Annotated in this window: 16 protein-coding genes and 1 tRNA gene; 9 read left to right on the top strand and 8 right to left on the bottom strand. The window is 60.7% G+C overall.

The window, feature by feature from the left end; translation table 11 throughout:
• Positions 1-88: 88 nt before the first annotated feature.
• Together WNZ15_RS22380 and WNZ15_RS22375 are read right to left on the bottom strand one after the other, a co-directional pair.
• Entirely contained in the window at positions 89-1423 is a 1335-nt protein-coding gene (locus WNZ15_RS22380; RefSeq protein ID WP_342895241.1) for a MobA/MobL family protein, read from the bottom strand.
• Positions 1424-1619: 196 nt separating this feature from the next.
• On the bottom strand, positions 1620-2507 hold the full coding sequence (locus WNZ15_RS22375; protein WP_342895240.1) for a hypothetical protein: 888 nt from the start codon (positions 2505-2507) through the stop codon (positions 1620-1622).
• Positions 2508-2663: 156 nt separating this feature from the next.
• On the opposite strand from WNZ15_RS22375, the gene WNZ15_RS22370 reads away from it, so the two are divergent.
• The 3 genes from WNZ15_RS22370 (at position 2664) to WNZ15_RS22360 (ending at position 5655) form a co-directional block, all read left to right on the top strand.
• Positions 2664-2858 carry a hypothetical protein gene (locus tag WNZ15_RS22370; RefSeq protein ID WP_342895239.1) on the top strand — a complete coding sequence of 65 codons (195 nt, stop codon included), beginning with the start codon at positions 2664-2666 and terminating at the stop codon, positions 2856-2858.
• A 141-nt stretch (positions 2859-2999) separates the two neighbouring features.
• Positions 3000-4730 carry a type IV secretory system conjugative DNA transfer family protein gene (locus WNZ15_RS22365; RefSeq protein WP_342895238.1) on the top strand — a complete coding sequence of 577 codons (1731 nt, stop codon included), beginning with the start codon at positions 3000-3002 and terminating at the stop codon, positions 4728-4730.
• Entirely contained in the window at positions 4702-5655 is a 954-nt protein-coding gene (locus WNZ15_RS22360) for a M48 family metalloprotease (RefSeq protein ID WP_342895237.1), read from the top strand. Before WNZ15_RS22365 ends, WNZ15_RS22360 begins: the two co-directional genes overlap by 29 nt.
• Here the strand turns inward: WNZ15_RS22360 and WNZ15_RS22355 are convergent.
• The 3 genes from WNZ15_RS22355 to WNZ15_RS22345 all read right to left on the bottom strand — a co-directional run bounded on the left by WNZ15_RS22355 (position 5586) and on the right by WNZ15_RS22345 (position 7780).
• On the bottom strand, positions 5586-6770 hold the full coding sequence (locus tag WNZ15_RS22355) for a site-specific integrase (RefSeq protein ID WP_342895272.1): 1185 nt from the start codon (positions 6768-6770) through the stop codon (positions 5586-5588). The two genes, WNZ15_RS22360 and WNZ15_RS22355, sit on opposite strands and share 70 nt — an antisense overlap.
• Positions 6771-6855: 85 nt before the next feature.
• A tRNA-Gln gene (locus WNZ15_RS22350) sits at positions 6856-6929 on the bottom strand.
• A gap of 602 nt (positions 6930-7531) precedes the next feature.
• Positions 7532-7780 carry a hypothetical protein gene (locus WNZ15_RS22345; RefSeq protein WP_342895236.1) on the bottom strand — a complete coding sequence of 83 codons (249 nt, stop codon included), beginning with the start codon at positions 7778-7780 and terminating at the stop codon, positions 7532-7534.
• Positions 7781-7942: 162 nt separating this feature from the next.
• On the opposite strand from WNZ15_RS22345, the gene WNZ15_RS22340 reads away from it, so the two are divergent.
• The 4 genes from WNZ15_RS22340 (at position 7943) to WNZ15_RS22325 (ending at position 13179) form a co-directional block, all read left to right on the top strand.
• The gene (locus WNZ15_RS22340) at positions 7943-9292 is read left to right on the top strand and encodes a Ppx/GppA family phosphatase (RefSeq protein WP_342895235.1); all 1350 of its coding nucleotides are present in this window, start codon (positions 7943-7945) and stop codon (positions 9290-9292) included.
• A complete protein-coding gene (locus tag WNZ15_RS22335; protein ID WP_342895234.1) occupies positions 9289-9999 on the top strand; it encodes an RlmE family RNA methyltransferase in 711 nt (236 codons plus the stop codon). Before WNZ15_RS22340 ends, WNZ15_RS22335 begins: the two co-directional genes overlap by 4 nt.
• Positions 10000-10339: 340 nt before the next feature.
• The gene (guaB, locus tag WNZ15_RS22330; RefSeq protein ID WP_342895233.1) at positions 10340-11842 is read left to right on the top strand and encodes an IMP dehydrogenase; all 1503 of its coding nucleotides are present in this window, start codon (positions 10340-10342) and stop codon (positions 11840-11842) included.
• A 47-nt stretch (positions 11843-11889) separates the two neighbouring features.
• On the top strand, positions 11890-13179 hold the full coding sequence (locus WNZ15_RS22325) for an RsmB/NOP family class I SAM-dependent RNA methyltransferase (RefSeq protein ID WP_342895232.1): 1290 nt from the start codon (positions 11890-11892) through the stop codon (positions 13177-13179).
• Between the two features lie 7 nt (positions 13180-13186).
• Here WNZ15_RS22325 and WNZ15_RS22320 read toward each other — a convergent pair whose 3' ends face one another.
• Positions 13187-14416: a tetratricopeptide repeat protein gene (locus tag WNZ15_RS22320; protein WP_342895231.1), complete on the bottom strand. Its 1230-nt coding sequence runs from the start codon at positions 14414-14416 to the stop codon at positions 13187-13189.
• A 266-nt stretch (positions 14417-14682) separates the two neighbouring features.
• Here WNZ15_RS22320 and guaA point away from each other — a divergent pair, with 266 nt between their 5' ends.
• Positions 14683-16254, top strand: coding sequence for a glutamine-hydrolyzing GMP synthase (gene guaA / locus WNZ15_RS22315; protein ID WP_342895230.1), 1572 nt, complete (start codon positions 14683-14685; stop codon positions 16252-16254).
• 89 nt (positions 16255-16343) lie between these two features.
• Positions 16344-16877 carry a hypothetical protein gene (locus WNZ15_RS22310; RefSeq protein WP_342895229.1) on the top strand — a complete coding sequence of 178 codons (534 nt, stop codon included), beginning with the start codon at positions 16344-16346 and terminating at the stop codon, positions 16875-16877.
• Here WNZ15_RS22310 and WNZ15_RS22305 read toward each other — a convergent pair.
• Positions 16861-17193, bottom strand: coding sequence for a TraR/DksA C4-type zinc finger protein (locus WNZ15_RS22305; RefSeq protein ID WP_342895228.1), 333 nt, complete (start codon positions 17191-17193; stop codon positions 16861-16863). The two genes, WNZ15_RS22310 and WNZ15_RS22305, sit on opposite strands and share 17 nt — an antisense overlap.
• A gap of 66 nt (positions 17194-17259) precedes the next feature.
• Positions 17260-18222, bottom strand: coding sequence for a cation diffusion facilitator family transporter (locus WNZ15_RS22300; RefSeq protein WP_342895227.1), 963 nt, complete (start codon positions 18220-18222; stop codon positions 17260-17262).

The following is an 18222-nucleotide window of genomic DNA, read 5'->3' as shown; positions in this document are numbered from 1 at the left end:
AAATGGGTAAGCGAGTTCAGCAACCCGCCAAATCAAAGGAGAGGGTGCTTCACAGGCGATGAAGCAGCTTCAACCAGAAATTCTCTGCTTAGTGGCCGTGCTCTTCTTCGTCATGGTCCTGCTCAGGAGAGGTGGATGCACGTGACCTCTCCCTACGCTCGGCAGCATAGGCACTGAGTTGGTCACGCAAGGATGGATCAAGCTGCTGTTCAAAGCGGGCCAGGCGCTCGGCATCATCCTCATCCCGAATACGACGCATGCGCTCTTCCATGACAATGGTATCGATATGCGCTTTGATCTCAGGCGAGGCATTTTCGGCAATGGCCATGAGTTCCCGCTCTTCGGCAGTCGGGCTTAAAGCTGTTGCCCGTTGCAGAACCGATTGCTCGTATTCAGCATGTCGGTCCGCCAGTTCTTGCTCGAAGGACCGCTCAGACGGTTCCGCTTCATCCCTATCAAGACCAGCCTCACGTCGGGCACGCAGGCGTGCTTCTTCATACCAGGGTCGCTCGGATGCTGTTGCACTTTCACGGGCCGCGGCGTCATAGCGATCACCGGCTCGGGCGGCGAGGCGCGCTTCCTCATTGGCACGATGAACTTGGCGCTTCCGATAGGCTTCTTGGTTGTTCTGCTCAGCACTGTGAACTGCGTGTTCATCAGGGCGGACTGCAGCTTCATCAAGATTGGGTTCGTGCAACGGCTCACCGATGTCTGGTTCCTTCGCCATGATTTCCCCCTGTGATTGATGATAGGCACGGGCGGCCTCTCGTTTCAGGCGGCGTTCCGCCTGATCCGGCCCGCGATGTTGGGTCGGTACTTTTGGAATGCCGCGGGTCTTGTAGCTACGCCTGTCCAGGCGCACGCTTGACCCGGCGGCTGCCAGATATTTGTTGCTGGTCGTCTCCCATCCCCTTCGGGCTGCATCGACGAAGCCTTTATGATCCACGTTCGGGATCTTGGAACCGAAACCGTTCGGTTTCAGGGACCTGATGGTCAGAATGACATGGACATGGGGATTATGCCCTGTGCCGTCGTCATGAATGGCGATATCCGCCACCATGCCGTTGGCAACAAAGGGGGCCGCGAATTCTTGTGCCACCTTGATCCATTGGTCGCGGGGAATGTCCCGTGATAGGGCACTCACGATCGTTTTTGCCAAACGGGCATCTATCCGCTTAGCGCTCGCGTCAACGGCGTTCCAGAGTTGTTCGCGATCCTTCGTCCAAGCCGGCGCGCCTGATGGCACCAAAATTTCACTGTGCACCACATCACGCCGGTTGCCAAAGTTGGTAATTTTCTGTTCGCGCTCATTCCAGAGCGCCGTTCCCGAGATGTAGGCGGCAGCCGCTACAGCGGACCGTTCGCCGCCATCACGTTTGCGACGGGAGAGGTTGTCGACGTGACAATGAAACTGGTCATCCATCGCCAGTGACCTTGCACGACAATTCCAACGGGCACTGCCCGGGGTGCAGGGGGTACCCCCATGCCGCGCTTCCGGGTTCGACGGGCTCTGCAAGAGACCCTCGAACGCGGCAATGTTGCCGAACGGGACCAACGTGTACGCGTTTGGCAACATGTAAGTGCGCTGTTAAGAGGAGATGTTCCAACCCCGCCAAAACTCAGCGTTCCTGCTCTTTTTCCCGCTCGCGCAGCTCTTCCAGAAAGAGCCGGTCTTGCTCCAATTGGCGGGGGCCTTCTTCCGGTCGCAGGTATTCATATTCCGCATTCATGCGGTCCTGCGCGGTGTCCAGTTCTTCCCGGCTGTAGCTATCGTGATTGGGACCAGGTTGGGGCAGGTCGCGCTCAGGCGCGCTTTCCAGCTCTCGCTGTTTCCGGAGCGCTTCGAGTTTCTGAAACAGTTCTCGATTGGCGCGCTTTTCGTTGTCGCGTTCGTTCTTACGAATTTGACGCTCCAACGCAGCAACCCGTTTTTCTTGATCCTCAGCCCGAAGCTTGGCCATCCTTTCGGCGATGACAATGTCCTGGGCGTATTCATAGGCAGCGGGTGATTGGAATTTTGCAGCTTCCAAAAACTCCTGTTCCGCATTGGTGCGAAACCATTGGCTGGTGGCCCGCTGGTAAAGCTCTTTTTCTCGGCGCTGATGGGTAACCGCCAACTCGTGTTCATGTCTCAACGTCTGGGCTTGGAGCTCGTGTTCACGAACACTCGGCGTCTCATATTGCAGCTCTTCTACGTGCGGCGCATCGCGGCCGGATGACCGGGAAATAATGCGCTCTGCGATTTCCTCACGCTCTTGTTGAGCGCGATTGGGCTCTTCGGTCACGGCTTGTTGGTTCGACCACCAATGCCGGAACTCATTGCTTTCAACGTGCTGCTCGGTAGCTTGCTCCGCATCCTGCCAGCGTTCCTGCCAATAGGACTTGAGCTCGGTCCGCTCGACCTTCGTCATGTCTTCGGCAGGAAAGTAATCCTCCGGCGGCCAATCATCGCGTTGGGTGAGGTGAGGATAGAGTTTTCGTTCTTCCGCTGTCGGCTGCCGTTGCATGTGAGAAGTCGTCCTGTGCTGAAGAGGCTGACAAATCTGCCAATTCCATAGCACGCAACGGCTAAACGTTTAAGTGTGTAGTCTGTTGGGCGTCAGTTCTGGTTGAAGAGCATCGCCATAAGACCTCGTCAAAGTCACGTTTCACGAGGTAACACCATGCACGCCAATACACTCGAACTGGCCCAAAATTTCGCATCCAATGCCATGCTGGCTGTGATCATCATCATGATCCTGCCCGGTATCTATCACGGGTGTCTGTTCGCCGTGGGCTTCGTCTACGGCTTCTGCAAAGAAATACCGGACACATACCGGTTGTTTCGCAAGCTTAAGCGGGAAGGATTGATTTCCTGACTCCCGAGTTTCGCATCAGGGGCCGTTTCCATTGGAACGGCCTTCTCCTTTGCTGACTGGACACAATTCAGAGTTTTGCATAACGTATTTTCTAACATTGGTATTTCTTTATTGCGCGACGCGTCTGGGGAGAGGCGGAGCATGTCATCCGATCCGTTTGATCGTCTTAAAAACATGCAGATCGAGCCGTTCAAATCCGGAAGCGGCCCCATCGATGAATTCAAAACCGTCGGCAGCGGTCTTCGCCTTGGCGTGGGAATCCATCGGGGCGCCAAGGCATGGTTGCTGCGCCGCCAGCTTGAGAGTGAGGGCTACGACCCGATCACGATAGAAGCCGCCGTGGAGGCGGCTAAAGCCGGGCGTGACCATGAAGGAATACTGGCAGTTGCCAGAAAGGCCTATGCGGCACAGCGCAAGCAGCAAGAGATGCGGAAGAACCCGCCGCCTATTCATGGCTCGGCGGCTTGGGCAACGCACAACGCGCTAACAGAAGCTGGCTATCTTTTCGATACCTCCGACATAGCCCCCAGTGCGCTCAGCCTCGGACAGGCCACCGGAAGTTCTCAAAACCTGCAATGGGCAGGGGAAAGCCATCTCCTGACCGTCGCGCCGACCCGTACCGGCAAAGCAACCATGCAGATCATTCCCAATCTGCTGCAATATCAGGGCAGTGCTGTGGTGCTCGATCCCAAGGGTGAGTTAGCGCTGGCAACAGCAAGATGGCGGGCGGACAATGTCGGGCCGATCTACATCCTCAACCCCTTCGATCTGCCGGAACTCGGCGGTATCGGCCATTCCTTTAACCCGTTAGACATGGTGAAGGATGAGCGTGACGCCACCAAACTGGCGGAGATGATTTACCCAAGGACCGATGATGACCGGCAACGCTTCTTTGACAACGAAGCGATAGGGTTTTTGACGGGCGTCATTCTGTTCACAGCCCGCTACGCCGCCCCAAAGTTCCGGAATATGGGCGCTATTCGTGACGTTCTTTCTTCTTTAAACAAGGACTTTTACGGCCTTCTTAATGCAATGAGTGATCCGGCAATGCCGCCAGCGATCAGCAATGCAGCGAAAACGGTATCCACCAAAACAAGGGATGTTGGGCAACCCCGTTTGATCGATAGCCTCAGCCAGCATTTGCGGATCTGGGACACGTCGGGCCTACGGGACGCAACTGCGCATTCAGACTTCGATTTTCGGGATTTGAAGGACAGACCGGCAACCGTTTATCTCGTGTTGCCGTTTGAAGAGCTGAGCGCGTATTCGACATTTGTGCAGTTGGTGATGGCGACCGCATTGGACGCCATGATTGCCAATCGACGCAAACCCGATATCCCGGTGTTGTTTGTACTGGACGAGTTCCTGTCGCTGGATGCGGACGACCGCTTTGTAAGCGCGTTACGAACCCATGCCAGCGCTGGCGCACGGCTGTGGTTCTTTCTGCAGGACCTGCCAACCCTGGAGCAGAAGTATCCGACTACATGGAAATCGTTTTTGCAGGCTGAGGTCAAAACCTTTTTCGGCACCGACGATCCGCACACTGCCGACCTCATATCGAACTATCTCGGCGATACCACCGTGGCCTACGAAATCCCCTCGGGTAGCCTCGGCGTGGCGGGCGGCGGCGCTTCGTATTCCACTGCGGACAACCTGCATCTCACCGGGCGCAAGCTCATGACACCGGATGAGGTGATCCGGCTGCTGTCAGCCGTCAATGCCAGCGAGCCTCGGGCAGCTATTCATTTTCTGCGTGGTGTTCCACCGGTGCAGGCGCGTCTTACGCCGTGGTTTCAGAACGAACTCATTAGCCCGCGGCACGGAGCAGCAAGTGGGGGAACACATGCGCAAACTCGACCCGACCCGACTTAGAAATCCGGTTTGGTTTACGGTCATCGTGATGATGGCTGGCGCCGGGCTTGGCGTCGTCATCGGCAGTTTTGTTCTGCTGACGACCGGTATCTTCGCCATGTTGGCCACTGGTCCTTTGGGGTTCCTACTATATGGCCCCCTGTTGATGGCTCAGACGGCAGCATCTTCCTCAATGGGTATGATTATCGTTCCAGCATGGGCGTGGTTTGGTGGCTGGTTTTTTGCCGCTGGTTCGGTTGGTAATAATATTGGCGTAGCGGCCAGAGTCGGAATGACGCTGTTTTCCGAAGGTCACCCGGTCTACGTGCGGATTAACGAACTCGCGCGGGAGCTAAACCTGCCACCGATCAGGTGGGTAGGGTGGTATGAAGGCGAGGAAATCAATGCTTTCGCCATGGGTGTCAATCGCGAAAACGCTCTGATTGCAATGTCCAAGGGAGCGATCGACAAACTTACCAAAGAAGAGCTCGATGCGGTAATGGCGCATGAGCTTGCTCATGTTGCCAATAACGACATGGCACGCATGACCTATGCGCGGGGTGTTCAGAATGCGCTGACCTGGTTCTTGCTGTTTCGCGGGTTCAAACAGATTGCTTTGTGGGTGTTCACCCCGACCTCTCAGTTCGAGTTAATGCGGTTTTCCCGCACCCGCGAATATTGGGCTGATGCCATTGGCGCTGTGCTGACCAGCCCGCAGGCGATGGCTGGTGCCTTACGCGCTATCGATATGGATCAGGCCGCGCCGCCAGCCAAACAGACGCCTTATGCCAACATCATGCTGCGAGCCAATGCTCATAGCTGGCTCGCCACCCATCCGCCGATTGAAGACCGGATAAGCGCGGTCATCCAGCAAACCTATATCGAGAAGCTGCCGTTCAAGGCGGTACAGACAGTCGTCACCGAGGAGCCCGCCGCCGCACATTGATAGCTGAGGCGTCCAACTAGGTTTTGATGTGGGCAGCGTAGTGTTTTTCGATCATTTCGACGCTGGTGCGGCAGTTCTTGGCGATTTGATAGATATCCGCCCCCTCCAACAGTCTCAGGCAAATGTAGGTGTGCCGTAAGCTGTAAGCTGTAAGCCGTGCGCCGATTGCCGTCCCGGTCGAATTTAAGACCTTCGTCCTTCAGGAGGCGGTTGAAGCCCTTCACGTGGTAGGACGGAAATACGAGATCGGTCGCTTTGGGCTTGTTGCGCTCTTTGAGCCGCTTGAAGGGATGCACGGCTCCGGCAGTGCTCTTGCAGTAGCCAACCCCACGCTTGCCGCGCACCTCGATCACCAAAATAGTCTGGCCGTCTTCCTCTTCGATTGAGACATCCCGGTATTGCAGGTTATTGGCCTCATCGGGCCGCAGGCCGGTGTTGGCCATGAACAGCACGTAGTCATGCATCTGTTCTGCAGCCCATTGCCATTTCTTGCCTTCGGCTTCTTTGGCGTTGCGGCGGGTCGCCTGATAGAGCTTCTTGTAGTCCTCGGGCGAGAACCATGCCCGGTGGCTGATTTTGCGCGACATCTGGTAGGGTGTGGAGAAATCCGGTAGATGAGCGATCCAGCCATAGCGGTTCGCGGTCTTCATCACCTGACGCAGCACAACGATTTCCTGATTGAGCGTGCTGCGGGCAGGAACCTTGCCATTCTCATCCGGCGTCAGCCGCTTGATCCGGTATTCCTGCACGATGCCGGGGGTAATCTCCGACAGACCCTTCTTGCCGAAAAACGGCAGCAGGTGATTGTTCAACCGGCCTGTGTGGTTCTGGACATAACGCTCATTACGCTCGCCTGCGGTGATGGCCGCGTATTCCTTGCTGAACACCTCGGCTGCATCCGCAAAGGTCTTCTCGGCCTTGACCTCACCTGAGCGGATTTTGCCTCTGAGTTCGAGATACCAATCTTCGGCAAATTCACTCGCCTGACTGAGGCTGGAACGGCGCGAACTGACCCGCCATTCCTTGCCTTCCAAGTAGGCTGAACACTGCCACGCATTGCTGCGTGGACGCTTATAGAGCCGGACTTTGCCACCCAGTATCGAATGCGCTTCCATCACTCACACACCCCCTGAAAAAGTGTGTGCGTAGTGTGCGAGAGCAATTTGGCGAGAGCAAGACCAGTTAAGTGCTTGAAAAAGTTGGCTGGGGAACCTGGATTCGAACCAGGACTAACGGAGTCAGAGTCCGTGGGTCTACCGTTAACCTATTCCCCAACAATGCCCTTTGAAAGAGCGACCAATCGTTTTCAAGGAGACGGGTACGGTGCCCGCCGCGATTGGTGTGCCGGATATACAGCCATCATCTTCCTGATTGCAAGACCCGTTTCCGGATTTTTTTTGAAATCGAGTGCCCGGGCGGAACCGGACAGGGCGAGGCGGGGCCGAACCCGTCAGCAGACGGGAGAGTGACCGCCGTTGCTGCATTCAGAGCATGGAAAGCTTTTCCCGCGCCGGGCAACCTGTTACAGTTTTGGCAACGAAAGAGATGGTTCCCGGTCGCGCCCGGACAAAACGGCGGCTGCACCGGGATTCCGAAAGGCATAAACGTGACTCAGTCAGGTCAGGAACCGCCCGATACCGGGCGCAGTACCGCTGACGCGTCCGTTTCCAGCAGGACTCCGGGGGAGTCCGCGGGACCCGGCAGACGGCGCCGCAAGCGTCGCTCCGCAAAGGGTTCAAAAGGCAATGATTCGGGTTCCACCGCAGGTGGCGCGTCCGGGTCTGCGCCGGCGAGGGGACCGGATCCGGTCCCGGCTGAAAACGGAAACGTCGACAAGGCAAACCCGGTGCAGGCTTCGTCCGCACCGGCAGAAGCTTCACGCGAAGACAGCGGCAGAAGACCCCGGAAACGAAAGCGCGGCCAGGGCCGCGTTGCGGCAGCCGGTGCGCGCGCCGACATGCAAGAGCCTCGCGTTCATGATACCCGTGGCGATGATACCCGTGGCGATGATTCTCGTGGAGATGTTTCCCGAGGCCATGAGACCCGTGATCATGCTTCCGGCAGTGCTGAGTCCGAAGGTCGTCGCGCCGGTCGCATGAACGGCCGTGGGGCAGGCACTGGACATGGGCATGGTCAGGGGCAGGGGAAAGATCAGGGGCAGGGCCAGGGCCAGGAAGATCCGGACGCCGCAGCTTCGCCGGACGGACTGACCAGCGCGAAGGGCAGAAAAGCGGCCCGCAGACGTGGTCGCCGCCGGCGTAAATCCACAAACACTCCCGTCAACAGCATGGCTGGAAGCGCCGTCACGGCCGGCGGCGCGACGACCGCCGTCCCCGGTCAGCAGGAGGTTCAGGGAGCCGCTCGACAGGCCGGTAGCCGTGGGGGCGCCGGCTCACAGGGCAGCACACAGGGCCGGCAAAGGCCGTCCCGCCAGGCGTCCTCAGGCCACTCTAAATCCGGCCACCCCAACTCCCGACAGGCTTCCCCGGAACCCGGCTCTGCGGCCGAGGCCGACAGCCCTCACCGGAGCGGACACGCGGACCACAGGCGCGATGAACGCGCCGCCACGCACAGGCCCCGCGCCCAGGCGGGCCGGGCAGGCGGGCCGCTTTATGCCGCGCTCGATCTTGGAACCAACAATTGCCGCCTCCTGATCGCACGCCCGGAGGAGCGGGGCTTTCGTGTCGTCGACGCGTTTTCCCGGATCGTCCGTCTTGGCGAAGGCGTCGGCGCCCATCTGAGGCTCAGCGAAGCGGCCATGGACCGGGCTGTCGACGCGCTGGCCCAATGCCACCGCAAGCTTGCCGACCGGGGTGTCGTTCGGGCAAGGCTGATTGCGACCGAGGCCTGCCGGGCCGCGGAAAACGGCGATCAGTTCATCGACAGGGTCAAGGACGAGACCGGCCTTGCGCTGGAGGTTGTCAACCGTGAAACGGAAGCCCGGCTTGCCGTCGCCGGCTGCGCATCCCTGGTCGATCATGACGCCGACGGGGTCATTCTGTTCGATATCGGCGGCGGCTCGTCGGAAATCGTCTGGCTGGACCTGCGCAACCGCTGCGGTGCCAGAGGCTATGCGCTGACCCGCTTCATCCGCTCGTGGATCTCGCTGCCCGTGGGGGTGGTCAATCTGGCCGAGCGCCACGGCGGTGTTCACGTGACCCCGGAGATCTTCGAGGCCATGGTCGAGGATGCGGCCAACCATCTGTCCGAATTCAGCCTCGCGAACAATCTGACGGAAGCCATCGCCACCGGACGGGTACACATGCTGGGCACCTCGGGCACGGTCACCACCCTTGCCGGCGTGCATCTGGGCCTGAAGCGCTATGACCGGCGCCGGGTCGACGGCACCTGGCTGGAAGACGGAGATGTGTCGCTGATGATTGATCAACTGCGCGACATGCCGTATGAGGCGCGCGTGGAAAACCCTTGCATCGGCGCGGATCGGGCGGATCTCGTCCTGGCCGGCTGCGCGATACTCGAGGCCATCCGGCGGCGCTGGAGCTGTTCCAGGCTGCGGGTTGCCGATCGCGGGTTGCGCGAAGGAATATTGACGGAACTGATGGCCGCCGACGGCGTCTGGTCGCATCGCAGATCCGGACAGCGGCACCATCGCAGCCGCCAGAGGAGCGGATCATGAGCGGACAGAAAAAGGGCACGGGCGACCGCGGGTTCAACGTCAAGGTGAAGACGTCGGCCGGGCGCCGGGAATCCTCCACGCGCTGGCTGCACCGGCAACTGAACGATCCCTACGTGCGCCGGGCCAAGATGGACGGCTACAGATCGCGCGCGGCCTACAAGCTCATCGAGATCGACGACAAGCACAAGCTGCTGAAGCCGGGTTACAGGGTCGTCGACCTTGGCTGTGCACCGGGCGGCTGGTGCCAGGTTGCCGCTCAAAGAGTGCAATCCTCCGTCGACGCGCCAAAAGTCGTCGGGATCGACTATCTCGATATGGACCACGTCCGGGGGACAACCTTCCTGATGAAGGATTTCCTGGACGACGACGCCCCCGACGCCCTGCTGGCGGCGCTCGGCGGACAGAAACCCGATGTGGTCCTGTCCGACATGGCCGCACCGACGACCGGGCACAAGCAGACAGACCATCTGCGCACGACGCACCTCTTTGAAATTGCGATCGATTTTGCGCGTCAGAACCTGGTGCCGGGCGGCTCGTTCCTGTCCAAGGTGTTTCGCGGCGGTACCGAGCACGCGTTGCTGAACGATCTGAAGCGCGAGTTCAAGTCCGTTGCCCATCTGAAGCCGCCCGCAAGCCGCAAGGAAAGCCCGGAACTCTACGTGATCGCGAAAGGATTCCGTGGCGGCGATCCGCAGACCGATAGCTGAACACCGCGCCAGGCACGGAAGTCCTTCCTGTCACCGGACATTGTAACCGGCAAGGGACGGATCTGCAGCCAGTCCTCCGGCACGCTCCGGAGGCATGATTTTCCCGCCGCCGGAGCATGTAACGTCACCGCCCGAACCGGTTACGACCATCCGGGCGCGCAAAGGCGGACGGGAAGGACGGGCAGGCAAATTGCAAAAGGGTCGCTGTTACCCTTTCCTTTCTGTCACCTGCATGTTATTGACCCGCGCCAACTTCTCCGGCACAGCCGAAGCGACTCGACAGATGCAGGCTCTATAGACAGGCCGGCGTCGCGACATTTATTTTTAAGGGGAATTGGCAATGGCATCCTTCTTTGTCCCGACGACCGGACAGCAAGCCCTCACCTTCGACGATGTTCTGCTGATCCCCGGTCACTCGGAAGTCATGCCGGGTGAAGTCGACCTGAAAACCAGGGTCACCCGGGAACTGGAACTCAATATTCCGATCCTGTCGTCCGCCATGGACACGGTGACCGAAGGCCGCCTGGCCATCGCCATGGCCCAGGCCGGCGGCATCGGTGTGATTCACCGCAACCTGACGCTGGACCGCCAGGCGGAAGAAGTCCGCATGGTCAAGAAATTCGAGTCCGGCATGGTGGTCAACCCGCTGGTGATCGGTCCCGACGCGACGCTGCAGAATGCCCTGGACCTGATGAAACGGTTCGGCATTTCCGGCGTGCCGGTCGTCGACAATGGCGGTGCCGGTGGTCAGATCACCGGCAAGCTCGTCGGCATCCTCACCAACAGGGATGTGCGTTTCGCATCCAATCCGGACCAGAAGATCCATGAGCTGATGACCAGGGACGATCTGGTCACGGTCAACGAGAATGTCAGCCAGGACGACGCCAAGCGCCTCTTGCACCAGAACCGCATCGAAAAACTGCTGGTCATTGACGAGAACCGGAACTGCATCGGTCTCATCACGGTGAAGGACATGGAAAAGGCGCAGCTGAACCCGAATGCCTCCAAGGACGATCAGGGGCGTTTGCGGGTGGCCGCCGCGACCAGCGTCGGCGAAGAAGGCTTTGCCCGCGCTGAACGGCTGGTCGATGCCGGTGTCGACATGGTTGTGGTCGACACGGCCCATGGTCATTCCCAGAAGGTTCTGGACATGGTCACCAGGGTGAAGAGCCTGTCCAACTCGGTTCAGGTGCTGGCCGGCAATGTGGCCACTTCCGAAGGAACCAAGGCGCTGATCGACGCCGGAGCGGACGCCGTCAAGGTCGGCATCGGGCCGGGGTCGATCTGCACCACGCGCATCGTCGCCGGTGTCGGCGTTCCCCAGTTGACCGCGATCCTGGATTCGGTCAGCGAGGCCGAAAAGCACGGCGTGCCGGTGGTGGCGGATGGCGGCATCAAGTTTTCCGGCGACCTTGCCAAGGCGATTGCCGCCGGCGCGGCCTCCGTGATGGTCGGATCCCTGCTTGCGGGCACCGAGGAAAGCCCGGGCGAGGTCTATCTGCATCAGGGACGCTCCTACAAATCCTACCGCGGCATGGGCTCCGTTGGAGCCATGGCGCGCGGGTCTGCGGACCGCTATTTCCAGGCGGAAGTGCGTGACAGTCTGAAGCTGGTGCCGGAAGGCATCGAAGGTCAGGTGCCCTACAAGGGCGCGCTCGGCAGCGTTCTGCACCAGCTGTCCGGCGGCCTGAGAGCGGCCATGGGCTATGTCGGCGGCAAGACCATTCAGGATTTCCAGGAAAAAGCGCGTTTCGTGCGTATTTCCGGTGCAGGCCTGCGGGAAAGCCATGCCCACGACGTCACGATCACGCGCGAAAGCCCGAACTACCCATCCAACGTCTAACAGTTTATCGGGACGCTGACACAACAGCGGCTCTGCAAAGGCACATCATGAAAGATGGCGGACGCCTCGCGGCGGCAATCGAAGTACTCACCGAGGTGGAAACCCGCCATCGTCCCGTTCAGGTGGCGTTGAAGGAGTGGGGCGCGGCCCACAGGTTTGCCGGATCGGGCGACCGCACGGTCATCGGAAACCTGGTCTTCGATGCGCTGCGCAACAAGGCCTCGCTTACGGCCAGGATGCGCGACAGCGCGCCACGGGGCCTGATCCTCGCGACCTACTGCGTGTCGTGGAACAAGGGCATCGACACGCTGTCGGAGGTCCTTGCCCAGGATCACCACGCCCCCGAGCCGCTTTCCGAAGCCGAGACGGGCTGCCTGACCGGGGACGTTCACGACCTGACCCCGGCGCAGCAGGCCGATCTCCCGGACTGGCTCTGGCCGCATTTTCATGAGGTTTTCGGCGACAGCGCCGTCGAGGAGGCCAGGGCGCTCGCCACCCGTGCACCGGTAGACCTGAGAACCAACACCTTGAAATCCGATCGCGACAAGGTCCTGAAGCGCCTCGCGCATACCGGCGCGGTGGCAACGGCCACATCCCCGATGGGCATCCGGATCGAAGCCAAGCCGGGCCAGGCGCGCATGCCCCATGTCCAGGCCGAGGAAGGCTACCGGAAAGGCTGGTTCGACCTTCAGGACGAGGCCAGCCAGCTCGTGTCGGTGCTTGCGGGCGCAAAACCCGGCGAACAGGTTCTCGACTATTGCGCCGGCGGCGGCGGCAAGACACTTGCGTTCGCGGCGGCCATGCAGAACAAGGGTCAGCTCTACGCCTATGACGCGGACCGGTTGCGTCTGGCCCCCATTCACGAGCGGCTTCAGCGGGCCGGTGTGCGCAATGTTCAGGTGCGCGATCCGGCCAGCGCCGGGCTGGACGATCTCGTCGGCCAGATGGATCTCGTCTTCATCGATGCGCCGTGCACCGGCACCGGCGTCTGGCGCAGGCGCCCGGATTCCAAATGGAAGCTTTCGGAAAAAGCACTGGAGGACCGCATTCAGGACCAGCGCAACGTTCTTGAAAGCGCGAGCCGCTATGTCAAGAAGGGCGGCCGTCTGGCGTATGCGACCTGTTCGGTTCTGGCTGCGGAAAACCAGGCCCAGGCCGACTGGTTTCTGGTAAACAATCCTTCGTTCCAGTCCGTTTCAGCGCTTGAATCCTGGCAGCGTTTGCTGCCCGGCGCGCAAATCCCCCGGCATGCCTCGGACCGCGGCGACCTGCTGCTGACACCCGCATCGACCGGAACCGACGGGTTCTTCATCGCCCTGTTTCAACGGACGGACTAGGGTCCGCTCAGGACCGGTCCTGCCGCTGCAGTCCCAGCACATTCGGCACCGGGACGTCGTCGGCGGCAGGCGCCCCCGACGCGCGTTCCGGGCGCGGTTGATACGGCGGCATCCGGCCCTGAAGCGGGACTTTGGTCTGCGAGGGGGCCTGCGCGGCGGGCTGCGCGGAGACCGGTGCGGGTTCGCCCGGCGCCGGATCTTCCGGCTGCGAACCGGCAACGGCGGACGGAGTGTCCTGAGATGCGGCGTTTTCCCGGACGTTGGACTGGGCCTTTACAAGGTCTTCCACCAACTTGCGGATCGGCGGCTCCAGACCCTTTCCCGTCGCAAGCCCGGTCAGCACGGAGCGCGCCTGCACCGGATATTTCAGCGCCGCGAGGACAGTACCGAGGGCGTTGAGGGCTTCCCGTGCGGTCGTATCCAGATCGTGCGCGCGCACCGCGTATGTCAGCGCGCTGCCGTAGTCGGCCAGCTTGCGGCTGAGTACGCTGATCCTGACATGATTGGCCACCGACGCCGGTTCGAGCTTCAGCGCAGCTTCGGCGGCCTCGCGCGCGTCCTCGAGGGCGTTCTTTCCAAGAAGGGCATCCGACAGCAGTTCCAGGGGCAAGGGGTCGGCCGGCGCTAATTCACTCGCCCGGATGGAAAGACCGATGACCTCGTCGAAGCGTTTTCTCAACAGCAGCGTCGCCGACAAGCCGAGCAGGGCCGGACCGTAGTCCGGGTTCGACTTCAGCACGCGCCGGTAGGCGGCGATCGCCGCGGCTTTCTGGTCGGTTTTCGCCATCGTGTCGGCGAACAGCGTCAGAACAGCTGGCGTATCCGGCAGCAGTTCGGCCAGGTGCCGCGCCGGCTCGACCGCCTCGAAGGGTCTGTTTTCCTTCAGCAAAGCGCTGGCGAGACCGTACAACGCATTCCGGTTGTCGGGCCCTTTGGCCAGAACCTCGGAAAAATTCTGCAGAGCGTTCGCCGTGTCGCCCAGAAGCAATTGACAATTGCCGAGGCTGGCGCGCGCGCTCAGGTGATCGGGTTCGGCGAACACGATCCGGCGCAATTGAGATTGCGCCTCATCGAGATAGCCGGTCTGAAGAAGAGCAGACGCCGCCCTGTAAGCGATCTCCGTGTCGTCCGGAGACAGTTCCTGCGCCTTCAGATAGGAAACCAGCGCCTGATCCACACGACCGTCCGCCTCCAGGGCAACGGCTTCTTCAAACGCAAGGCGGGCTTCTGCGGTCATCGTGAACGGATATCCTCAAACGCCGGTCTGTCGCTTCGTCCTGGGGGCAGGCGAAGCGCGCGGCATCCCGGCAGCGTAAGGAGCGCGCATGAAGGGGTCAAAAGGGAAAATCGGCCGTACACAGCTTGTCCGCCGATTAGTTTGCCGGATACGGGCCGGCGGCGGCCGATGGACGGGCCGTGCGTGCCGGGAAATTCCTGTGCGGGAGCGCAACAGCTGCGAAATTCGGGTTCAAATTGCGCAAAAGACCGGTTAGAAGCTGGGCCATGACCCAGCATCAACGCCTTCTCATCATCGACTTCGGTTCCCAGGTGACGCAGCTGATCGCGCGGCGTCTGCGCGAGCTCAATGTCTATTGCGAAATCCATCCCTATCAGAACGTTACGGATGCGTTCCTGGCGTCCTTCGCGCCAGGGGCCGTGATCTTCTCCGGCGGACCGGATTCGGTGACCCGGGAAGGCTCGCCGCGTCCGCCAGAAAGCGTTTATCGGCTGGGCGTCCCGATTCTCGGGATCTGCTACGGCCAGCAGGTGATGATGCAGCAGCTCGGCGGCCAGGTTGAAGGCGGCAAGATCTCGGGCGGCGGCGGCACCGCCGAATTCGGCCGGGCCATCGTCACCCCCGTGGACGCGAAAGTCGACCTTCTCGAAGGCTGGTTCGCCGACGGCAGGGAGCAGGTCTGGATGAGCCATGGCGATCATGTCAGCCGCCTGGCCCCCGGCTTTGAAGTCTACGGCACTTCTCCGAACGCACCCTTCGCGATCACCGCGGATATCGAGCGCCATTTCTATGCGGTCCAGTTTCACCCGGAGGTGCATCACACGCCGAACGGCAAGAAACTCTACGAGAATTTCGTGCGCCTTGCCGGGTTCACGGGCGACTGGACCATGGGTGCCTACCGCGATGACGCGATTGCGAAAATCCGCGAGCAGGTCGGCGACAGGAAGGTCATTTGCGGCTTGTCCGGCGGTGTCGACAGTTCGGTCGCCGCCGTGCTGATCCATGAGGCCATCGGTGATCAGCTCACCTGCGTTTTCGTCGATCATGGCCTGTTGCGCCTGAACGAGGCGGACGAAGTGGTCTCCATGTTCCGGGATCACTACAACATTCCACTGATCCACGCGGATGAATCCGATCTGTTCCTCGGGGAACTGGACGGTGTTTCGGATCCCGAAACCAAGCGCAAGATCATCGGCCGCCTGTTCATCGACGTTTTCCAGAAACACGCCAACGACATCGAAGGCGCCGACTTTCTCGCCCAGGGAACGCTGTATCCCGACGTCATCGAAAGCGTCAGCTTTTCCGGCGGCCCGTCGGTGACCATCAAGTCGCACCACAACGTTGGCGGCCTGCCGGAAAAAATGGGCCTGAAACTGGTCGAGCCGCTGCGTGAACTGTTCAAGGACGAGGTGAGGGCACTTGGCCGGGAACTCGGCCTGCCCGATCATTTCATCGGCCGTCACCCGTTCCCCGGACCGGGTCTTGCCATCCGCTGCCCGGGTGAAATCACACGCGAAAAGCTTGAGATCCTGCGCAAGGCAGATGCGGTCTATATCGACCAGATCCGCAAGCATGGTCTTTATGACCAGATCTGGCAGGCCTTCGTGGCGATCCTTCCGGTCAGGACGGTCGGCGTCATGGGCGACGGGCGCACCTATGATTTTGCCTGTGCCTTGCGCGCGGTGAACTCCGTCGACGGCATGACGGCGGACTACTACCCCTTCAGCCACGAGTTCCTCGGCGAAACCGCGACCCGTCTGATCAACGAGGTTCAGGGGATCAACCGGGTCACATACGACATCACCTCAAAACCCCCGGGCACGATCGAGTGGGAATGAGGAATGACCGGCGACATGCCACCCGAACCGACGGTTTCTGATCTCGCAGTCATAGCCACCGGAAATCCGCAAGCGCACGGGGCGGGCGGATGACACGATCGACCGATCTGAAACCCGACTGCACCAATTGTGCCGCGCTGTGCTGCGTGGTCTTTGCCTTCGACAAATCGGAATCATTCGCACTGGACAAGGCTGCCGGAGAACCATGCCCGAACCTGGATGGCTGTGACCGGTGCCAGGTGTTTTCACGGCGGGACGCGCTCGGGTTCAAGGGCTGTATCGCCTATGATTGCCATGGGGCGGGACAGGTCATCACGCAGGAAGTGTTCCGAGGGCGCACCTGGCGGGACGACGCCGCCCTCGGCGCGCGAATGGGCGCGGCCCTGTCGGTGCTCCGGCGCATCCATGAACAGCTCTCGCTTCTGGAGACGGCCGCACGGCTGCCGCTGGACACCGACGAACTCGCCGGATTGTCGGCCCTGAAAGCACGCCTCACACCGGAAGAAACCTGGACCGAAGCCAATCTGCAGTCCTTCAGGGTCGATGAGACAAACCGGCGGGTCAGGGGGTTCCTGATGGGTCTGCGCCGGCATGTCGATGGCGGGATCAACGCGCGCAATTGATGCAGAATGCAGCGGCCGGGTCGGCTTTCAGGCGTTTGTCGGCGATCGGTTCCCCGCATTCGGCACATGCGCCGTAGTCGCCTTTGTCGAGACGCAGCAAGGCAGCGTCGATCCGTTGTATATGCGCCAGCCGCTGGCGTTCGGAAGCCTGGGCCATGGCCTGGCCCTGAAGGGCGTCCATGCGGGACAAACGGCCGACAGATTGCTGGTCGAGTTCCACCGGTGCCCGGGATTCTTCCGAAATTTCGCGCAAGGATTCCAACTCGTCCCTGAGCGACAGCAACGTTTGACGGACCGTGTCCGGTGTGTCTGGCATGGCACTCCTCCGGCAATCAGAATGACCATGCCGCCGCCGGGGCGCAAGTTTTTCGGGGACCTGGTTTTACGCGTCGTCCCGGCCGGTCGCCGCCTTTTCCTCCGCAAGCATCTCCTCATGATGCTCCTCCGCCTGGACCTCGATGAACAGCCGGGTCACGGACGGCATCTGCATCTTGATGGTCCGCTCAAGCGAATAGATGGTCTCCTCGACGGTCCCGGCCTTGACCTCGTCGATGAAGTCGACCGAAAGCGCCAGCAGGATGTCGTGGGGGCCGCGGTGAAGCGTGCGGATCTCGTTGAGGTTCCGAATGGCCGGTGTTGCACCGATGATCGACTCGATACTGGCAAGTACCTCCGGCGAAGCACCTTCTCCAATCAGAAGCCCCTTGGTTTCATAGGCCAGCAGTGCCGCCGTTCCGGCCAGAATAACCCCGATCATGATCGAAGCGGCCCCGTCCAGCCAGGGCAGGCCGAGATACTGTACGCCGAGCAAGCCCAGGAATGCGACGACAAGGCCGAGCATGGCCGCACTGTCCTCGAACAGGACGGTAAAGACCGTTGGATCCTTGCTGTCCCGCACGGCAGCCATGATCGACTTCTTGCCGCGCACCCGGTTGAATTCCTTGTAGGCGATCCACCAGGCCACGGCCTCGAAGACCATCGCCAGGGCGAGCACGACATAAGCGACATAAGGGCTGGTGACCGGGTGTGGGTACAGCACCTTTTGAATGCCTTCATAGATAGACACACCCGAGCCGACCGCAAAGATCAGGATCGCGACGACAAACGACCAGAAGTAAAGCTCTGCTCCGTATCCGAAGGGATGCCGTTTGTCCGCAGGCTGCCGGGATTTCTTCAGCCCGTAAAGCAGCAGTCCCTGGTTGCCGGTATCCACGAGGGAGTGAATGCCTTCCGAAAGCATTGCGGACGACCCTGTGTAGGCGGCGGCGGCAAATTTGGTGACGGCGATCAGCCCATTGCCGGCAAGTGCCGCATAGATCACCTTCTTAGACCCGTGTCCGGCCAT

Source organism: Roseibium sp. AS2 (assembly GCF_038900065.1).
Classification (GTDB): domain Bacteria; phylum Pseudomonadota; class Alphaproteobacteria; order Rhizobiales; family Stappiaceae; genus Roseibium.
This window is presented reverse-complemented; position numbering and strand designations above follow the sequence as displayed.